Origin of the sequence: Pseudomonas sp. FW300-N2F2, assembly GCF_017351655.1 — a bacterium.
GTDB classification, from domain to species: Bacteria; Pseudomonadota; Gammaproteobacteria; order Pseudomonadales; family Pseudomonadaceae; genus Aquipseudomonas; species Aquipseudomonas fluorescens_AA.
Window position 1 is genome coordinate 440,313 of the sequence record NZ_JACNDQ010000002.1, and the last position, 19,092, is coordinate 459,404.

General features: G+C 58.1%; 20 protein-coding genes and 1 pseudogene. 12 read left to right on the forward strand and 9 right to left on the reverse strand.

Annotated elements, in window-relative coordinates:
• Nucleotides 1-214: 214 nt before the first annotated feature.
• On the reverse strand, nt 215-775 hold the full coding sequence (locus J4E63_RS16750) for a nucleotidyltransferase family protein (RefSeq protein WP_192261696.1): 561 nt from the start codon (nt 773-775) through the stop codon (nt 215-217).
• 74 nt (nt 776-849) lie between these two features.
• On the opposite strand from J4E63_RS16750, the gene J4E63_RS16755 reads away from it, so the two are divergent.
• Together J4E63_RS16755 and J4E63_RS16760 are read left to right on the forward strand one after the other, a co-directional pair.
• A complete protein-coding gene (locus tag J4E63_RS16755; RefSeq protein ID WP_207282704.1) occupies nt 850-1,665 on the forward strand; it encodes a suppressor of fused domain protein in 816 nt (271 codons plus the stop codon).
• A gap of 99 nt (nt 1,666-1,764) precedes the next feature.
• A complete protein-coding gene (locus J4E63_RS16760) occupies nt 1,765-2,388 on the forward strand; it encodes an SMI1/KNR4 family protein (protein ID WP_207282705.1) in 624 nt (207 codons plus the stop codon).
• Between the two features lie 47 nt (nt 2,389-2,435).
• Here the strand turns inward: J4E63_RS16760 and J4E63_RS16765 are convergent, their stop codons facing one another.
• Genes J4E63_RS16765 through J4E63_RS16775 form a run of 3 tightly spaced genes read right to left on the reverse strand, consistent with a single transcriptional unit; the run spans nt 2,436 to nt 6,059 of the window.
• On the reverse strand, nt 2,436-3,110 hold the full coding sequence (locus J4E63_RS16765; protein ID WP_207282706.1) for a hypothetical protein: 675 nt from the start codon (nt 3,108-3,110) through the stop codon (nt 2,436-2,438).
• Nucleotides 3,111-3,157: 47 nt separating this feature from the next.
• Complete coding sequence (locus tag J4E63_RS16770) at nt 3,158-3,547, reverse strand: hypothetical protein (RefSeq protein ID WP_207282707.1); 390 nt, start codon at nt 3,545-3,547, stop codon at nt 3,158-3,160.
• Between the two features lie 37 nt (nt 3,548-3,584).
• A complete protein-coding gene (locus J4E63_RS16775) occupies nt 3,585-6,059 on the reverse strand; it encodes a toll/interleukin-1 receptor domain-containing protein (protein ID WP_207282708.1) in 2,475 nt (824 codons plus the stop codon).
• Between the two features lie 425 nt (nt 6,060-6,484).
• Between J4E63_RS16775 and J4E63_RS16780 the strand changes: the two are divergent.
• Nucleotides 6,485-6,747, forward strand: a pseudogene (locus J4E63_RS16780) (transposase); the annotation flags it as partial.
• Between the two features lie 49 nt (nt 6,748-6,796).
• Here J4E63_RS16780 and J4E63_RS16785 read toward each other — a convergent pair.
• Nucleotides 6,797-7,852, reverse strand: coding sequence for an alpha/beta fold hydrolase (locus tag J4E63_RS16785; RefSeq protein ID WP_207283223.1), 1,056 nt, complete (start codon nt 7,850-7,852; stop codon nt 6,797-6,799).
• Nucleotides 7,853-7,952: 100 nt separating this feature from the next.
• A complete protein-coding gene (locus tag J4E63_RS16790; protein WP_207282709.1) occupies nt 7,953-8,630 on the reverse strand; it encodes a phytanoyl-CoA dioxygenase family protein in 678 nt (225 codons plus the stop codon).
• A 137-nt stretch (nt 8,631-8,767) separates the two neighbouring features.
• Between J4E63_RS16790 and J4E63_RS16795 the strand changes: the two genes are divergently transcribed.
• Complete coding sequence (locus tag J4E63_RS16795) at nt 8,768-9,391, forward strand: hypothetical protein (protein ID WP_207282710.1); 624 nt, start codon at nt 8,768-8,770, stop codon at nt 9,389-9,391.
• A 1,023-nt stretch (nt 9,392-10,414) separates the two neighbouring features.
• Here J4E63_RS16795 and J4E63_RS16800 read toward each other — a convergent pair.
• Nucleotides 10,415-10,693, reverse strand: a complete 279-nt coding sequence (locus J4E63_RS16800; protein ID WP_058544244.1) for a hypothetical protein — start codon at nt 10,691-10,693, stop codon at nt 10,415-10,417.
• Nucleotides 10,694-11,092: 399 nt separating this feature from the next.
• Here J4E63_RS16800 and J4E63_RS16805 point away from each other — a divergent pair, with 399 nt between their 5' ends.
• The 7 genes from J4E63_RS16805 (at nt 11,093) to J4E63_RS16835 (ending at nt 16,336) form a co-directional block, all read left to right on the forward strand.
• Entirely contained in the window at nt 11,093-13,282 is a 2,190-nt protein-coding gene (locus tag J4E63_RS16805; RefSeq protein ID WP_207282711.1) for a response regulator, read from the forward strand.
• 129 nt (nt 13,283-13,411) lie between these two features.
• Nucleotides 13,412-13,624, forward strand: a complete 213-nt coding sequence (locus J4E63_RS16810; RefSeq protein WP_237140767.1) for a hypothetical protein — start codon at nt 13,412-13,414, stop codon at nt 13,622-13,624.
• A 352-nt stretch (nt 13,625-13,976) separates the two neighbouring features.
• Nucleotides 13,977-14,393 (forward strand): glycine zipper domain-containing protein, encoded by a 417-nt coding sequence (locus tag J4E63_RS16815; protein ID WP_060741339.1) that lies wholly within the window; start codon nt 13,977-13,979, stop codon nt 14,391-14,393.
• Between the two features lie 150 nt (nt 14,394-14,543).
• Entirely contained in the window at nt 14,544-14,717 is a 174-nt protein-coding gene (locus J4E63_RS16820; RefSeq protein ID WP_170842313.1) for a hypothetical protein, read from the forward strand.
• 69 nt (nt 14,718-14,786) lie between these two features.
• Nucleotides 14,787-14,990 (forward strand): hypothetical protein, encoded by a 204-nt coding sequence (locus J4E63_RS16825; RefSeq protein WP_207282712.1) that lies wholly within the window; start codon nt 14,787-14,789, stop codon nt 14,988-14,990.
• Between the two features lie 88 nt (nt 14,991-15,078).
• The gene (locus J4E63_RS16830; RefSeq protein WP_060741341.1) at nt 15,079-15,453 is read left to right on the forward strand and encodes a hypothetical protein; all 375 of its coding nucleotides are present in this window, start codon (nt 15,079-15,081) and stop codon (nt 15,451-15,453) included.
• Between the two features lie 187 nt (nt 15,454-15,640).
• Nucleotides 15,641-16,336, forward strand: coding sequence for an HAD-IA family hydrolase (locus J4E63_RS16835; RefSeq protein WP_207282713.1), 696 nt, complete (start codon nt 15,641-15,643; stop codon nt 16,334-16,336).
• Nucleotides 16,337-16,399: 63 nt separating this feature from the next.
• Here the strand turns inward: J4E63_RS16835 and J4E63_RS16840 are convergent, their stop codons facing one another.
• Nucleotides 16,400-17,146: a 3-oxoacyl-ACP reductase family protein gene (locus J4E63_RS16840; protein WP_060741343.1), complete on the reverse strand. Its 747-nt coding sequence runs from the start codon at nt 17,144-17,146 to the stop codon at nt 16,400-16,402.
• 125 nt (nt 17,147-17,271) lie between these two features.
• On the opposite strand from J4E63_RS16840, the gene J4E63_RS16845 reads away from it, so the two are divergent.
• On the forward strand, nt 17,272-18,195 hold the full coding sequence (locus J4E63_RS16845; RefSeq protein ID WP_192261709.1) for a LysR family transcriptional regulator: 924 nt from the start codon (nt 17,272-17,274) through the stop codon (nt 18,193-18,195).
• A gap of 146 nt (nt 18,196-18,341) precedes the next feature.
• Here J4E63_RS16845 and J4E63_RS16850 read toward each other — a convergent pair whose 3' ends face one another.
• Nucleotides 18,342-19,070: an aspartate/glutamate racemase family protein gene (locus J4E63_RS16850; protein ID WP_060741345.1), complete on the reverse strand. Its 729-nt coding sequence runs from the start codon at nt 19,068-19,070 to the stop codon at nt 18,342-18,344.
• Nucleotides 19,071-19,092: the final 22 nt, after the last annotated feature.

Sequence of the window (19,092 nt, forward strand, 5' to 3'; positions counted from 1 at the left end):
CCAATCTCCTGTGGGAGCGAGCTTGCTCGCGAAGGCGGCAGCAAGTTACATACATAGCCTTAAAGACCGCACTCCGTGGCGAGGGAGCTTGCTCCCGCTCGGCGGCGTAGCCGTCGTAGACTGGTCGATGCCGTTTGTCTGGAAGAACGTTTTGGGGCGGCTTCGCCACCCAGCGGGAGCAAGCTCCCTCGCCACAGGATTATGGCGGTTTGCTTCATTTCTCCATGATGCTGAGCCACGGCCAGCGAGCCTGATAACTTTTCGCCTTCTCATCGAACAAGTCCGGCTGGGGATTTCTTGGATTCATGCGAAGAACGCCTTGCTCTATGTCGTCCAGGCCATAGGGCGCGTAGACCTCACCGGTTTCAACATCCAGCCCAATACACGTACCCGCAATCAAGTAACGATCAATGCCATCCTTGGCCGACTGAAGCTGAGGATAGGGCTTGCCAAACCGCTGACCGTACCAAAGGTGGACGCGTGCCTGGTTCTTGATCTCGATGTTGACGTCGAGGTCCTGGAAGAGACGCTGGGCGGCATGGATCACTTCATCCTCGGCCTCCCAGGACAGGTCGGGGTCGAAGTAAAAAACATCGTAATCCTTCACGCCCCAAGCGGGTGGCCGCTGCGACTGATGATTCCAGACGGCTTGGAACAGGCAGCCAGCGGTGAGCATGCATTGATTCAAACCGAGTGAAGGCAAGCGCGCGGTGATTTGTGCGTTGATTGGGTTGGTCATTGCTATGCTCACCAAACTTTCGACCGTCAACGTCATATTCATCCTTTTGAAATCGATCCAAGCGTAGTGACTGAGCCTACATCAATTGCAATTTTCGGATAGGAACGCCCATGAATTTCTTCAAGAAGCTCTTCGGTTCATCGAAAACCCCTGAAACCCAAAACGACCAGCCCGCGCCGCGGTCCCACGAGCTTGGCGACCTGACCGAGGCTGAAGCAGCCAATCTGGCCGTCCGGGAAGCCGGCTCAGCGTGCCTGGATCGTCATTGGAGCGCTGTCGGCACGGTCGAGCGGGATGTTCTGTCCTACTTGATCAGTCCGACCTTTTCCGGCGGCCCGTACTGGCCTTCGACCCGCCAGGCCTACCGCGTGGTTCGCCGCGGCGACGCGATCATTCTCGCCACTGAAGGCCTGTCCGATCCATTCGATGATACGGAAGGAATGGGCAACGGCTTCGAAATGGAATTGTTCGTCGAAACCGCGGATATCCCCGAGCACGCTTATGGCCCGGCGGGAGAGGTCGACCCTTTCAAACGCAGCTGGGCATTCGAGCTGGTGGAACACGTCGCCAAAACGGTGGCCGACGCGGGCGGCATCACCCACCAACTCGACCAGCACGGGGCGCTATCCCTTGAACTTCCCGGGCTGAGCCAATCGCACCACATGAGCGATCAACTGCCCAAACTCTTCGTGACCGATGACGACTCCACCGGCGTTCTGCTCGGCGCCCCAGCACCGGATTTCCCTACCCAACTGGATGACATGCCCTTGTCCCCGGTCAGGTTGGTGCCGGTGGTCTTGATCACCGCGGCGGAGCTGGAGTACGTGCGTTCAGGGGGGCGAACGGCTAGGGAGGATCTGGTGAGCCGGTTGAAGGCGGCGGGCGTTGGGCATATGAGCAGTCTGCATCGGGCGAGTGTGGTGTGAGGCCAGGAGGGGCGGCCGAATACCAACCCGAGTGATCGGTCGCTTTTTTTGTAAGATCGATTGATACCGCGTCCCATCCCATACCCTTTCGAGACATCAATGACTGACTACCGTGGACTCATCCTCGAAGACACCCGTGAAGGCGCCACCGACCTTGCCATCGCGCAACTGGAAGCCAGCCTGGGTGCCCGCTTGCCGGACGACTATCGCCAGTTCCTCAAGACCTGCAACGGCGCCTACGTGGAATACGATGTGCTGGCCACGCTCGCCAATGGCGATGAGGAGTTGCTCAGCTTTTCACTGTACGGGCTGGATCCGGACAAAGAGTATGAATCCAACCCCTTCGAACTGGAGCAACTGCGGGCTCAGCCCGGCTTCCCCGCGACGGGATTGTTGCCGATCGGGCGTGACGGCGGCGCGAGTATCTTGCTGCTGGATTTGCGTGAAGGGCGCCAGGACGTGGCGGCGATGGTGGCGGGCTTACCGGCCTGGACCGGGCGCCGTCAGCAGGGCGATGAATATGTGGTGCTGGCGGATTCTTTCAATGGTTACTTGGACGCGCTGCATCTATCGCAAGAGCGGATCGAGGAGCATATCAATCACTTCATCATCAGCCCTGAAAGTGTTGAGGCGACGTTGGAGTGGCTGGATAAAGGAAGTCCTGGGTGGCGGGAGCGGTATCGGGAGTCGTGGAATGCGAGGGTTGTGGATCGGTTGATCTGAAGCCTGATCCTATGGCTGAAACCCGATTTGCCGAATGACGCCAGTCTTCAGTCGAGACGGTCGATGGCGCGTGCAAGATTTGCCCGTGCCTGCTGCTCGAATGCGTCGAAGTACGGTGCAGTCGTATAAATGCGCCCCCGTGTCAGAAAACCTTCAAGGACCTGGCGGCGCTTTTGGCGGTACATAGACAGAGGTACAAACGAGTACTCGCGGCGAATTTGTTGGTCGTATTCCTCGAACCGCTCGAACGCTGCCCCAAGGATCGCCAGATCCGTGTCCACCAGCACCGCTTCGTCTGCCGACGCCGGAGCAGCGTCGTGTCGCGTCACCATCACCAGTTCGTAAAGCCTTTGGCGCGTTTCATCGCCCAGGCCGTTATCACGTGCCACATCATCCAACCACTGGGCACTGCGCAGCTCGTTGTCGCTGCGAAGAGGGTCGTAGATCGCATCATGGAACCATAGCGCGAGGTCGACTTCGGCGGGGGCCGGGCAGGCCGCGTTGACGAATCGGCGCACCTGAAGGCATTCCTGCAGATGCTGGAGGGTGTGGTACGCGCGGTGGGGCTCGCCGTAGCGTCGAATGAGGGCTTCGTACGTCTCCTGGGGCGCGCATCCGACGCCAAGCTCCGCCCAGACGCGAGCCCAGCCAGCGAAACCCGTGGCATCAGCCACGTCGAGGTTGGCCGGAAACAGCGCACTCCCTTCTGGCGAGTCCGTCATTGTTTCTCCTGCGCTTCAAAAATGAAAAAGGGCACACCCATTTTGAATTACTGGGCATCGCCCGCTGGCGCCTCGTCGGCATCATCCAATGGCGCTCCGTAAGGTACACCAATCTCGACCCGGTCCGCCTTTACCCAACCGGTGTAGTCGTCGCCACTCTTGGCGATGAAGTTCACTTCCAGCCATGATTCGTCTTCAAGGCTGGCGTAAACGGTGAGAGAGTCGCCGGGTATTACGAAAATCTTTTTATTGGCACAGGCTTCATCCGGCGCTTCGTGAAAATGCAGGCGTCCGGTGCCGATGACCTTGCCTTGCACCGACGGATGAAACTCAGGCACGGTGCCAGAGATCTTTTCCGCCAGGGCAGAACAGTTAACAGCGGCCTGGCTCAGGGTGCTGAAAAGGCACAGGCATAACACGCTTGAACGCAGATACATCTTGGCGAATCCGTTTGGGGTGGAGGCGTATTCTAACCTAGCGAGCTGCGTAGGCCTCAGCACTGTTGATTAGTTGGGTTAAGTGTTCGACACTAGTCGGCGTCAGTCTAGACGAAAAACGGCTCAACTTCTCTCGTGCCGCAGGACACATACCATTCGAGGAGAGATGTGCTATCTCAACTTTAGCGACCTCTACCTCGGCTAATTTGTTTCCCGTTTGCCTAATTATCGAATTGAGCTCTGAAAGCAAAGTGTCATACTGGTCTTTTTTACCTTTGATAGACAGTAGCTCTAGCAATGATACCTTGGGATGGACCGATAGCTGGGACCTAGTATTGAATACGCTTCTTAAGGTTTCATATCGATCATCTACCAATATGTCCCTCATGCTTTTTCGTACCGGTGCAAAGTGCCTCGCCTCTCTTTCATCAGCGTCCTCAAGGCGCCCCAAGCACTCATCAATCTCATGGATTAGTGAAGCGTCTTTCTTATTTCGATATCGCTCAAGGTATATATAAGCTTCCACATCGATAATGTAAGGACTCAGCCTTATCGTTTGCTTGGCCTTTTCGATATACTTGGTTGCCAACTCGTAACGCCCCTCAAAGGCATAAATATATGCAAGCTCGCGACTAGCATGACCATCTTTGACATCTAGCGTAGTGATTTTTTCAAAATGAGGGAGTGCAGCTCTCAAGTTCCCTTTCAATCTTTCTGAAAAACCCATAACAAAAAAATAGGTGGCTTCACGGCGATCGCTTTTCGGAATCTCCTTATATTCAGCTTGAAACATTGTCGAAGCGTTAGCGTCGGCCACTCGACATCCAGACAAACCTACAAGACGCCATGCCTCGGTATATCCACCTACGCTTAATTTGTGCTTTTGCGAGTACGCTTCTTTTGCTAATAATAAGGCGCTCGGATAGTTACGAGAGTCGTAGTGTCTTTTGGCAGCCTTTAGTTGCTGCGTTGGCATAATAAGATTCGTCAAGTAGCCTGGCACCGGCGTGTCAGATGTGAGATATTCGACAATCCGTGCATCGAGCAGTTCGATGGGTACATAACTATCCTCATCGACCCCCTCCACGGAACTAAATAAGATGTTCCGTGCCTGGGCTAGTCCGCCCCATGACCTTTCCTGAAAGTTTTGAGCATATCTCTGCAGATAAGCGGCCAAATAATAATTGCCGTTGTCCTCCATCATAAAGCCAACATCGATAAGCATATCGACTGATTCAACAAAGTCAGGCCATACTTCTTGTAGCTTCATAATCTCCGGATATGAGAGAATGGAAGCTTCCCCAATCAAATCTACAACCTTAGTAACATTAGGATGGTGGCTGGTGAAATCGACGAGCATTTTTTCAACTTCCGCCCGAACAATTTGCATTACCGCTGCATGAGTTTTACTTGGGCGATAAGCGGGGTTGCGCCTAAGATAGTTAACAACTGTCGAAATTAATCCAGCATGCCCGATAATACTATTTTCCAAAAACTCCCTTTCCGACTTGTCAGGAATTATAATGCCGTTTTTATGAAGTAGCATTTTAAATAAGTAGCGCGAATCCTGTTCACTCAAAGGTTGCACTGCATATACTAAGCCGGACTCCCAGTGAGTTGGCATTTTTCCGCCATTCAGCAAAACCACAACATATGGATAAGCGTCTGGCTCAAGCATGTTAAGCAAGACGGAAAACCAGTTTAATAATTTGTGATCAGGACCAAAAGCATTGCCCCCAACATCAAGTATTAATACCTGATTGAACCCGACTGTTACTTTAACTATTAAATTCGCTATGGCCTGAGAGCGTTCGTAACCTACAAGTTGAGAAAACTCTTGAACTGCCACTTGGAAATCACGTGCTCTCCAGTTCGCAGAGTATGCCAAAAGCCGTTTATATAGTGTCAAGTCGTCATCATGCACACCAAGGGTTATAGAGATTTTCGACTCAGCAATGCCTTTGTAAAAATCGTGAAAAAGGCTGTTGGCTAAGGTTTTTCTACCGATCCCCTCTGGACCTGTAAAAGCTATAAATGAAGGAGCGGTATTTTGCTCCAATAGAAAGTCATGAATTTTTCGGAGATCATTATCTCTACCGTAAGCTTGCGTTCGAACCTCAGTCTCTTTTCGCAGCTCATCTTTTATTCGAAGCGCTACTATTTCTGGTGAAGGAGGGCACGAAACAACATATCTATTGGCCCATTTTGGAAGATTTGACCAGTCTGTACCATCAAGCTGGAAAATAAGAAATTTTCTTAATTGCCATTTTGTTTTAAGTTCTCCTGCGATATCTAGCTCACTAGATACCCAGCCGGAATTTATTGACGCTTCTGAAAGAAATAATACATATACATCAGAATCTTCAAGACCTTCTCTTATTTGCTGACTTAGATCGCAGTTTTTGTTAAATGTTTTTTTATCATATACCGCATTGAGCGTCCCTAAACGATCAAATACCTCATCGACAAAATCCTTGTCGTATCCGTTGTGAGATAGGAATGCTTTTTGCATCGACATGCTCCTTGCTTTTACAACTCAGATGGCGGCTTTTTGCCATAAAAAATAAAGCATACAGCACAGCCTGCTTAACCTCCATCCTCAAGGTTTGGCTCAGAAATGCTAGCACTATGAGGGAATGCGCCTTCGACTCATCAGGACGAAGCAATTACTTTTCGACCGATCACTGCTAATCATCTCCACCCAACTCACTCCATCAACCCTGGTTTGACGCCACGTTTCTTCTGAGAAGCAACGTTTGCAGCGCGTCGAAGGGGTAGTTTTGACTACCCGGCGAAATGATAATTTCTCTAAGTGGAAACGTGAGAGCTGTGCTGGCAGATATAAATGGCAGCTTTGGGTCGATTCTGTTGAAAAAGTAGCTCCCCTGTAAGGCCTACGACAAAATCTCTGCATTGGCCAGCAGGGAAGCACGCAGCATGATGGGGCAGTTATCGAGTGGGCAGGGGCGGCTGTTTTACTCGTTCAATCTTGAAGATCACATTCTAGCCAATCACCTTCTGCGCAACATTGATCGGTGTCTGGAGCTGAGCGACCTGCGCCATTACCTCGCCGAGTTCTATAGCCCGATTGGGCGTCCGTCGATTGATCCTGAATTGATGATTCGCATGTTGATCGTGGGCTATGCTACGGCATTCACTCCGAGCGGTGGTTGTGCGAAGAAGAGACCCATTTGAACCTGAAGCTCCTCCGGCGTTTTCGTTGAACCGCTTTTAGTCAGCACCACCCGATTACAAACGACCTTTTTCATAGCCCGATGACTGCGCCAAAAACGCTGCAATCAACGATGCAACCTGCCGCTGAATCACCCCCCGAGCACGACCGCCATCACCATCCCGACAAATGATCCCATCCCCCGGCACTTCCTCTTCAAGCATTTCCTCCGCCCCAGGCTTACACATCGACATGAAGCTGAAATGGCTCGCATCGCTGATCTCGATGTAACGGCTCGACGCTGGGGGCAGGCGCTTGGCCAGGTTGGCAGACTCCAACTCAGCGGGAAGCTCTTGCGACGGTACACCGGCCGCGATCACCAAGGTGGGGACAGGCAGCGCGGCCAGGCTTTTATCGGTCAGGCCCCGCGAAAGGCCCAGGTCCAATGTCACCACGGCAGTAACGCGTTTATCGCGCCAATTGGCGGCCAATTCGGCCTTTGAATCAGCGGTGCTGGCGGTGTTCATCTGTTCGTAAACCGTGCAGCTGGATAACTGCGAATGGGCTTTGCAGTCCTGGGCGAAGCGCTCTGGATCGAAGCGAGCGCCGGCGCTCTCCAGGGCGGTCCAGCCGCCGAGTGAATGGCCCACGGCTGCAATTCGATCATTGGCGACCCGACCAAATTTTTCAGGTTGAGTCGTGACCGCATCGATGGCTCGGCGCAGGTCGACGGGTCGCTGCCATAACTGCGCCGCTGCTTGGGGGCTGCGGTCATGGGTGGTGCTGCCGGGGTGGTTGATGGCGGCGACGATGTAACCCTTCTGGGCCAAGGCGCTGGCCAGCCAAATCTGGTTGCTCCAGTTACCCCTGTAGCCGTGGGAGAGCACCACCAGTGGATGTTGGCCGGCAGTTGGCGGTGCGTTACGCACGGCAGAGGCGCCGACAAATGCCGCATTATCGGCGATCAGTTGCGGGGCTGCGGTGGTTGCGCTCGGGTACCAGACAACCATCTCCAGTGCGCGGCCATTGTGCGGATCCGGCAGGGTGGAAGATTGGAAACCGATGGGGGCTTCGTCAGCCAATGCGGTCGTTGTCAGGCAGGCCAACAACAGGGCGCCGAAAGCTGTTTTCAATGCCGTTTCTTCCTTGATCAGACGAATGGGGTTCTCAAAAAGCACGGGCATTAAAGCTCAGATTCGAACCGTTGCGCACAACTTTCATCGACCCAAAAAACTAGCCCTCGAAAGTAAACGCCGAGGGGACAAATCGATCGCGGGTGTCCATGCGAATATTGCGCAGCGCCACGGTTTCCAGGTGTGACGCGTAGAGCGATTCCGCGAAATAGCTGATCAGGATGGAGCGACGGCGTGCGCCAATCGCGTTCAGGCTGCCCGCGTGCACCAGGTCCACATCGAACACCAGGATGTCACCGGCACTGCCTGAAAGCTGTACAGCGCGTGACTCGTCATTGAAGTCGAAAGGTGGGGCGCCCGGCTCGGGGCGATGGCTGCCGGGGACGATCCGTGTCGCGCCGTTCTCGGGGCCGTAATCATCGAAGAATGCCAGGGCGATGGCGATGTCGCCTGGTCGTTGGGCCGACAGATCGCGGTGCAGTGGTTGCTGGCCGCCACCGGCAAGGGGCTCGCGGCCTTCCACTTGGGAGAGGAAGAATTGCTCGCCGATCAACTCACCTGCCACCGCCAGTAGCTGGGGTAGACGACACACAGCTTGAATCCTCGAATCATCGTCCAGCATCGAATAGCGCCAGTCCATGCCACGGGGCACTGGCCATTGATCCGACGGTCGCACGCCTGCATCGAACACGCTACGCAAGTCAGCCAGCCACTCGTTCGGGATTGCTCGACGGAGCAGGGCGTAGCCGTCTTGGTGGAGTTGTGTGCGGTCAGCCATGGTTCGTCCTTGTGCGGGCATTTGGAAGGCTAGTCTGTAAACCAAAGTGGGACCACCCGAAAACGAAGGTGACCAGAGACAATCCCGGTAGGTTTGCAGTTATCATCCAGCCACCATCCAAGAAAAGGACTTCACCGATGAAGCGTTTGCTCGCCTGCACCCTCCTGACACTGGCCGTCGTCAGTTACGCCAAGGCCGACCAGAGCACCTTCGAAGAAACGAACTCGTGCTCGGAAGACATCGATTGCCAAGGCGATTTCATCTGCAAAAACGGCCAATGCGACAGCCCTCAACTCCAGCGAAGCCCTGTTGCAAAAACCACCGCCAAGACTCAAGCCGCACCACCCGCGCCGCCGGGCGTTACCTATCAAGCGCTGCCCGTCAATACCGAACGTGCCGGACCTTTCACGACTCAGACTGAGGCGATGGCAACTGCGCTGAATTATCAATCGCGGGCGGGTGTGATGAACGTCATGGAATCCGTTGTCGAGCAGGCCGAGTACACCGGTTATGTGACGATTGAAAAGGCTTACACGTTTGGGCCGAGCAAGTATGTGCTGGTGGTTTCCACGGGCGAGGGCGGCAATGCTTGCCCTGCGTCCACTTATGTATTCAGTTTCGACACCCAGGCCGAGCGCGTTGATGGCAAGCGTGAAGTGGAGGGGTGTTCTGAGTTGGTCGAGGCCATGGCGGAAGGGAACAAGCTCGTGGTCAAGAAGGAGGGCGGTGTGACTGTTGTTTATAACGGGATTGTCGAGTAGTTCAGGTCGACGATGCGCTCGTGGCGAGGGAGCTTGCTCCCGCTTGAGTGCGCAGCGCTCACAAAAGGGGCCGCTGCGCAGCCCAGCGGGAGCAAGCTCCCTCGCCACAGGTTGTCGGCGGGCAGGCTTATGGCGTGGAACCTGCCGGCGCCGCATCCAATATTCGTGCAATCACACCCAGGCCGAGCGCGTTGATGGCAAGCGTGAAGTGGAGGGATATTCTGAATTGGTCGAGGCCATGGCGGAAGGGAACAAGCTCGTGGTCAAGAAGGAGGGCGGTGACGGGATTGTCGAGTAGTTCAGGTCGACGATGCGCTCGTGGCGAGGGAGCTTGCTCCCGCTTGAGTGCGCAGCGCTCAAAAAAAGGGGCCGCTGCGCAGCCCAGCGGGAGCAAGCTCCCTCGCCACAGGTTGTCGGCGGGCAGGCTTATGGCGTGGAACCTGCCGGCGCCGCATCCAATATTCGTGCAATCACACCCAGGCCGAGCGCGTTGATGGCAAGCGTGAAGTGGAGGGATATTCTGAATTGGTCGAGGCCATGGCGGAAGGGAACAAGCTCGTGGTCAAGAAGGAGGGCGGTGACGGGATTGTCGAGTAGTTCAGGTCGACGATGCGCTCGTGGCGAGGGAGCTTGCTCCCGCTTGAGTGCGCAGCGCTCAAAAAAAGGGGCCGCTGCGCAGCCCAGCGGGAGCAAGCTCCCTCGCCACAGATTGTCGGCGGGCAGGCTTATGGCGTGGAACCTGCCGGCGCCGCATCCAATATTCGTGCAATCACACCCAGGCCGAGCGCGTTGATGGCAAGCGTGAAGTGGAGGGATGTTCTGAATTGGTCGAGGCCATGGCGGAAGGGAACAAGCTCGTGGTCAAGAAGGAGGGCGGTGACGGGATTGTCGAGTAGTTCAGGTCGACGATGCACCCGTGGCGAGGGAGCTTGCTCCCGCTTGAGTGCGCAGCGCTCACAAAAGGGGCCGCTGCGCAGCCCAGCGGGAGCAAGCTCCCTCGCCACAGGTTGTCGGCGGGCAGGCTTATAGCGTGGAACCTGCCGGTGCCGCATCCAATCGTCGTGCAATCACATCCATCACGTCACACCCATCACGTAGCGGGATGCAGCAAAGTTGCGCCAGATCTTGCAAGGTCGCGGGATCGATGGTCAGTTCATCACGCATCGCCAGGTTCTCCAGGAATTGGGTGGCGGCACGGATTCGATAGGCGGCTGAGTCGAGCAGGATGTGTAGCGGGGCGGTGGTATCGACGTAGAGGGGTTGGTCGTCGGCGTTGCTGGTCAGGCCCATGTATTGATTCATAAGTAAGCTCCACTGGATAGTTTTGCCCACTGCGGGTCGCCAAACCCGGCCACCATTTGGGCGACGCGAAGACTATAGTCGCCGCCGCAAAAAATACGCAAGGGATTGATAGCGAAGGGGATTTCCAATCATATGTAGGACGTTGCCATCGTCGTAAGCATCCGAGCTGTATGTCTTACAACTTGGCAGTCTCTTCACCTACATCAAGCCCATTCCCAACGATATGTAAGACATTTCTGTAGTCTAACCTCCGATTTCCGCCCTTCCCCCCCCATTTGCCCCCGACGCCTCCCACAATCCCATCGCGCATTCCCATCCTGCGCGGGATAATACGGCCCTGCCTGGGGTCACAAGCGTTTCCCCCTCGTTGGTATTGGCGTCTCAGAAGGATCGAACGCAATGACAGATTGGCTTCAGAGCTCTGGAGAAATGGCTGAGCGGGTTCGGCGCCATCCTTGGGAGGGCACGCCGCTCGGGCCGCCTGCGCAGTGGCCTGATGTGCTGAAGACCACCGTGGCGCTGAGCCTCGCCTCGCATTTTCCCCAGGCCATCGTGTGGGGGCCGGACCTGATCACGTTGTACAACGATGCGTTCCTGCCGATCCTCGGCAGCAAGCCCGAGGCGCTGGGGCGGCGGTTCGATGAGGTGTGGCGGGAGGTCTGGAACGATATCGGGCCGATCGTGCACGCGGCCTTCGATGGGCAAGCCACTTATATAGAGAACTTCCCCCTGGTCATCGAGCGCGGCGGCGGTCCTGAGCAGGCTTATTTCACGTTCTGCTATAGCCCCATCCGTGACCAGTTCGGCACGGTAGTGGGCATGTTGGATACGGTCACCGAAACCACGTCCACGGTGTTCATGACCCAACGGCTGGCCGTGCTGGATGCCATCGGCAATGCCGTGGCCAACGCCACCGACCCGCAGGCCATCATGGCGACCACTACGCGGATTCTCGCGGCGCACCTGAACCTGTCCAATTGTGCCTACGCGGACATGGATGAGGACGAGGACGGTTTCACCATTCGCGGCGATTGGGCCAGGGCGGGGTCGCCCCATATTCTCGGGCATTATCAGCTGGCTGATTTTGGTCGGCTGGCCGTCGCCAACCTGCGGGCCGGCAAGCCGCTGGTGATCAACGATAACCTCAAGGAGCTGGCGCCGGAGGAGGCGGCGACGTTTCAAGCCATTGGTATCGCGGCCACCATTTGCGTGCCGTTGATCAAGGGTGGGCGATTGACCGCGCTGATGGCCATTCACGACAAAACGCCGCGGGTCTGGTCATCCAACGATCTGGCGCTGCTGATGGAAGTCACCGAGCGCTCCTGGGCCCACATCGAGCGCGCCCGTGCCGACGCTGCCGTGCGCGAAGGCCTGGCGGCCCTGGCCGAATTGAACGCGACGCTGGAGGAACGGGTCGAGGAACGCACCACGCGCTTGAAACAGACCGAAGCGGCGCTGCGCCAGTCGCAAAAACTCGAAGCCATCGGCCAGCTCACCGGCGGCGTGGCCCATGACTTCAACAACCTGCTGACGATCATCCGTTCTTCAGTGGACTTCCTGCGCATGCCCAACTTGTCCGAAGAGCGCCGGCAACGCTACATGACGGCGGTGTCCGAAACCGTGGAGCGCGCCTCCAAGTTGACCAGCCAGTTGCTCGCGTTTGCCCGGCGCCAGCCGTTGAAGCCAGAAGTCATCGATGTGGCCAAGCAAGTGCAGAGCCTGGGGGACATGCTGCAAACCGTCACCGGGGCGCGGATCCAGGTCAACGTCGAGTTGTGCGATCAGCCCTGTTACATCCGCGCGGACCTGAGCCAGTTCGAGACGGCGTTGATCAACATGGCCCTCAATGCCCGGGATGCCATGAACGGCCAGGGCACGCTGTGGCTTCGGCTCAGTTGCGGCGGTGGCATACCGCCGATCCGTGGTCATGCCGGGGCCGGGCAGTCCTTTGCCGCCATTGCCTTGGCTGACACCGGTACCGGTATTGACTCGCAAGTGCTCGAACACATCTTCGAACCCTTCTTCACCACCAAGGAAGTGGGCAAGGGCACGGGGTTGGGCTTGTCCCAGGTGTTCGGTTTTGCCAAGCAGTCCGGTGGCAACGTCGATGTTTCGACCGTGGTGGGCGAGGGCACGGTGTTCACGTTGTACCTTCCGGAAGTGGCGCCCGAGCAAAACCACGAGCCGCTCAGGGAGGAGGTCACGCACCTGGTGCTGGAAAAGGGCAAGCGCCGGGTGTTGATCGTGGAAGACAACCTGGAGGTGGGGCGTTTTGCCAACCAGATCCTCCAGGACCTGGGCTACGAAACCGCCTGGGCGACCAACGCCGAAGAAGCGCTGGAAATGGTCGGGCCGGATGCGATGGCATTCGACGCGGTATTTTCTGACGTGGTGATGCCAGGCATCGGCGGTATCGCCTTGGCCCGGGAGCTGCGCCAGCGTCGCCCGGATCTGCCAGTGGTGCTCACTTCCGGCTACAGCGAAGAGTTGGCCCACAGTGGTCATGAAGGCTTTGAGTTCTTGTCCAAACCCTATTCGGCCGACCAGGTTTCCCGGGTTTTGAACCGGACGATGCTGGGTGCTGAATGAGTGTTTCCTTTTTGAAACAGTGAGTTCCACTCGTCGGCGAAGAGGCTTGTTGAATAAACAGTCTGTTGATGACCGGCTAGTCTCATTGTTGTGAAGGTCGATATTGTCAGGCAACCGGTTGTTGTCGGTATGGACCTCAATGAAAGGGGAAATGCAATGGGAGCATCGTACAGCGAGGAGCACGGAGCCGCGTATCCGATCAATGAAGGATTGCAGTGTGGTCAGTCGACCTACCATGCAGACTTTGGCGACGAGCCGATCAAGTCCATCAGGACGAAGGTGGCCAAAGTGCAGCGAGGGGAGAAAGCCAAGTTTTTGCCCAGGGTTCCGGTCAAGAAGTGACAGGCTCCCACCGGGCTGCGATCTTTCTCCTGTCGATTGAATCCAAAGCGAAAGGTAAAAGATCGCAGCCTTCGGCAGCTCCTACGGGGAGCATTCCGGTCTTTGCGTAAATATTTTTCATATTTTCTCAACCGGCGGTTTCTTTCACGTTTCTTTCACAAGCAGGTACGTACTCTCAGCTCATCCGTTAGAAAGCAGTACCTGCCCGTTTCCCCAGCGGGCTTTTTTTTGCCTGTCATAAAATAATCCGCCGTTTCGTTGTCCAACCGTCATGGCTGACGCGTTTGGCGTACACTCGCGCCCGCGCGCACTGGCCATTTCTCCCCGATGCGGCATTCTTGAGGTTTCTATCATGCGTTTGACTTTGTCCACCTTGGTACTGGGGCTGGTGGTTGCCCAGGGCGCGATGGCTGCCGGTGACGGTACCGCTGCAGTCGGCGGCGGTCTGGGCGGTGTGTTGGGCAACGTGGTCGGCCAGCAGATGGGCGGCAGCACAGGCGCCGCGATCGGCGCGGGTGTCGGCGGCGCAGCCGGCAGCGCCGTGGGCGCGCGCAAGGGCAGCCGCACGGAAGCCGCCATCGGCGGTGGCCTGGGGTCGGCCGGTGGTTCGATCGTCGGTAACCGTCTGGGCGGCTCCACCGGCTCCACCATCGGTGCTGGCGTCGGCGGCGCGGCGGGCGGCGCGTTGGGCAGCAACCTGTCCAATGACAACGACGGTCACTCCGGCGGCAAGAAGCACAAGTACAAGCACAAGAGAAATCATCGTTAAGCGGATGCTTGGATGAAAAGACCCGGTCTCTGTGCCGGGTTTTTTATTGACCTGCCATTTCCGTGAACAGGCCCCCTGAACATTTCTCAGGAACGATTGCTGTCCCCCCACCTCAAATTCATACATCCATCAGCAATCGCGAGGTGTGCCATGACGCCGGAAACCGAAGGCAAGGAAGAAAAGGGCCCGACGGGCGTGCCCTTCATCAATGATCCAGGCCCCAACGACCCGGGCAACGAAGACCCCGGTTCCCTGATGGATGACGCCCAGGTGCCCTTGCTCGACGATGAAGACGCTGAACTCGAGGACGAATCCTACGAGTGAAGGCGTGCAAACTGATCGTCCGCGTTCTCTAAGCTGCAGGACAGGTGCGTGCACCTGTCGGGAGATTGTATGACTGCCGATTCCCCCGTTCCCAATGACGAAGAAACCCCAGAATACCCGCTACCATCGCCCACCAACCCGCTGAGCCGCGACCAGCTCCCGCCCGATGACGAGGCGGGCGTCGAGCAGGTGCCCAGCGACGACGAGGACGTCGAAGCGACTTCGGATGATCCGGACATCGCCGGTGACGACGCCTCTGGCACGCCGAGCTGATCGACGGGCCCGCCTGTCGATTCAGTGGCACCATCGCCCCGCAACGCGTGCCAGACATCAGGTAAGTATCTTGAAAAGGAGACTCACCATGATGAAGTCCAACATGACAGCGCTGACACTCGCCGGGATTCTTTCCGTCAGTTCATTGGCCGCTTTCGCACAATCTTCGAGCGGCACGCCCCCCGTGGACAAGGGCGGGATGCCACCGTCCTCGGAAATGGAAGCCGGCTCCAAGTCCGGTGCCAGCGAGAACGCTTTGCCTCCGGGCTCTGTGGGCGGCGGCAATGGCGGCGATGCCAGCGGCAGCAGCACCAGCCCCGGCACGGGCAGCGGTTCGCTGAGTGGCGGTAGCACGATGGGCGGTGCCGACGCGGGCGGTGGGACCAACGGCGGAAGCGGTACCAGTGACAGCGGTGGCAGCTCGGGCGGCAGTGGTTCGGGGTCGGGTGGCTCCGGCCAGTAACCTCCCATCACCAACCTGCACTAGTGGCGAGGGAGCAAGCTCCCTCGCCACAGAGCTCATCCTCAGATTTCCCATTGCCGGTTCCAAGCCCCCTTCGTTATCCTGCTGAATCCTTTAAGGCGAACACGCTGCCCTGGCCGCACCTGAGCCATCCCTGGAATGTTGTGTTGATAACGGATCAGATGCGATGAATGCACCGCTGAAAGAGTTTGGCCCGATCAAAGCTGTGATTTTCGACATGGATGGGCTGTTGCTGGACACCGAGGGGATCTACACCGAGGTCACCTCCATCATCGCCGAGCGCTACGGGCGCACGTTCGATTGGAGCGTCAAGCAGAACATCATCGGGCGCGGGGCCACGGACCTGGCCAATTACGTCGTCCAGGCCCTGGAGTTGCCGATCACCCCCCAGGAATTCCTGGTCATCCGCGAGCCCTTGATGCGCGAGCGTTTTCCTCACGCCCTGGGCATGCCCGGTGCCGAGGAACTGGTGCGGCATCTCAAGTCCCACAACATTCCCATTGCGGTGGGTACCAGTTCGTCCAGCCCCACGTTCGCGCTGAAAACCACGTTGCACCGGGACTGGTTCGCGCTGTTCGATTGCATCGTGACGGCCGATGATCCGGAGGTCGGTGCGGCGAAACCGGCACCGGATATCTTCCTCACCGCCGCCCGGCGCCTGGGTGTCGAGCCGCGCGACTGCCTGGTGTTCGAAGATTCGCCGTTCGGCGTGACAGCCGCGAAAGCCGCGGGCATGACCGCCATTGCCATTCCAGATTCGGCCATGGCGGACGAAAAATATGCCCATGCCGACGGGATCATCCGCTCCTTGAAAATGTTCCAGCCGAGCCTTTGCGGTCTGCCGGAGCTGGAGTGGGCGTGACAGCGAAGGGCTGCTGCGCAGCCCCGCGGGAGCAAGCTCCCTCGCCACAATGATCGGCTCGGATCAGGCGCCAAAACCACCGTCGATGGTCAGGCTGGCGCCGGTGATATAACCGGCTTCCGGCCCTGCCAGGTAGGCGACGAAACTGGCGATTTCATCGACGTTGCCGTAGCGCCCGACGGCCATCAGCGACAACAGGCTGGAGGCGAAGTCACTGTCGGCCGGGTTCATGTCGGTGTCCACCGGGCCGGGCTGCACGTTGTTGACGGTGATGCCGCGCGGGCCAAGGTCGCGGGCCAGGCCTTTGGTCAGGCCCACCAGCGCGGATTTGCTCATGGCGTAGGTCGCGCCGCCGACGAAGGGCATGCGGTCGGCGTTGGTGCTGCCGATGTTGATGACCCGGCCACCTTCGCCCATGTGCCGCGCTGCCGCCTGGGTGGCGACGAACACGCTGCGCACGTTGACGGCCAGGGTCTGGTCGAAATCTTCGAGTTTGAATTCATCCAGCGGCCCCATGGCCAGCACGCCCGCGTTATTGACCAGGATATCCAACCGCCCGAAAGCTTCGACGGTGGCGGCGACGGCGTTACGAACGGCGTCGGCGTCGGCGCTGTCCGCCTTGATTGCCAAGGCCTTGCCGCCCGCTGCGGTGATGCTGTTCTGCAATTCTTCTGATTTTGCGCCAGAGCTGACGTAGGTGAAGGCCACGGCGGCGCCTTCTGCGGCAAGGCGTTTGACGATGGCGGCGCCGATGCCGCGAGAACCGCCCTGGATCAAGGCGACTTTACCGTTCAGTGCTTGGGTACTCATGATGTTCTCCAAAAAGTGCCGGGGCGAAGTGCCGCGGTGATGGAGCGAGTATCAAGAAGGCGTCATGGGCTGTGTAGACCGTCATTGCTATAGTCTGTCTAAACCAAAAGTTTAGAGTGAGGCCCATGGAGACCTTCAACAGTATCGAATGCTTTGTGCGCAGCGCCGAAGTCGGCAGCTTTGCCGAGGCGGCGCGACGTTTGAGCGTGACCCCGGCGGCGGTGGGTAAAAGCGTCGCCAAGCTGGAGGCGCGGATGGGGGTGCGCCTGTTCCAGCGTAGTACCCGCAGCCTGAGGCTGACTGAAGCCGGCCAGTTGTTCCTGAGGGAAGTCGGCAGCAGCTTCAACACCATCCAGAACGCCGTCGCCAACCTGGCCAGCGCCGGCGGGCAACCGGCGGGAACGCTGAAGGTGAGCATGGGCACGGCGTTCGGTCGCTTGTATGTCGTGCCATTACTCGGGGAGTTTTTGCGGCGCTACCCGGCGATCAACCCCGATTGGCATTTCGATAACCGCCAGGTAGACCTGATCGGCCAGGGGTTCGATGCCGCCATCGGCGGTGGTTTCGAGCTGCCCCAGGGCGTGGTGGCGCGCAAGTTGACGGTGGCCCATCGGGTGCTGGTTGCATCCACGGACTACCTGAACACCCACGCTGCATTGATGGAACCGGAGGATCTGGCGCAGCACCAGGGCATCCTGATTCGCTCGCCACAAACCGGCCGCGTGCGCTCCTGGCAACTGACCAGCCGAACCCAGCAACACAGCCCGCTCATGCTCAAGACCCGCATGACCATGAGCGATTCGGAAGCCGACTGCGCGGCCGCGGCCCAAGGGCTGGGCATCGGGCTGGTGAGCATGCCGGTGGCCGTGCCCTATCTGGAGTCCGGCGCGCTGCAACGGGTGCTGCCGGACTGGTACGTCGATGACGGCAATATCTCCATTTACTACGCCGAGCATAAGTTGCTGCCGGGCAAGACGCGGGTGTTCGTGGATTTCATCATCGAGCAGTTTGCCGAGCAGGGGTTGGCGCGGCGGTTCAGTGCGGTTTGAGTTGGGCGCAGGACCGCGTTGGCCTCAATCGCGAGCAAGCTCGCTCCCACAGTTGGAGGGGGGGATCAGCAGTTTCGTGAACACCACAAACCCTGTGGGAGCGAGCTTGCTCGCGATTCAAGGCACCTCGGTCCAAGCCTGTGAACTCACCGCCCAAACCGCCCCGGCCAGCCAATGATGGTCTTGGGCCGAGGCGTGGCGTAGGTGCGCACTTTCGAGGTCGACAACCCCAGCCGCACCAGCGACTCGGCAATGGTCACCGCCGCCGTCACGCCATCGACCACCGGCACCCCGGTGCGTTGGCGGATCTGCTCATCGAGCCCGGCCATGCCGCCGCAGCCCAGGCAGATCACCTCGGCCTTGTCCTGGCTGACCGCCAGTTCGGCCTGGCGCACGATGGCCTCGACCGCCCGTTGCGGGTCTTGCTCCAGTTCCAGCACCGCCAGGCCGCTGGCCCGTACCGAGGCGCAGCGGTCGAACAGGCCGGACAGCTTGAGCCGGTCTTCGATCAGCGGCACCGTGCGGTCCAAGGTGGTGACCACCGAATAAGCGTGACCGAGGAACATGGCGGTACTGGCGCCGGCATCGGTGATGTCCACCACCGGCACGTTCAGCAGTTCTTGCAGACCTTCGCGGCCATGTTCGCCGTAGCCGGCCTGGATCACCGCGTCGAACGGCTGGTCGTAGGACATCACCCGGTCCATCACCGCAATGGCCGCCAGGTAACTTTCAAAATTGCCCTCGATGGAATCGGCACCGAAATGCGGCGTGAGCCCGACGATCTCGGTGCCCGGCGCGGCCACGGCCTGGGCTTGGCGGGCGATGGCCTGGGTGATGGATTCGGTGGTGTTGACGTTGACCACGAGAATTCGCATGAGCTGTCCTCCTTGATGCATG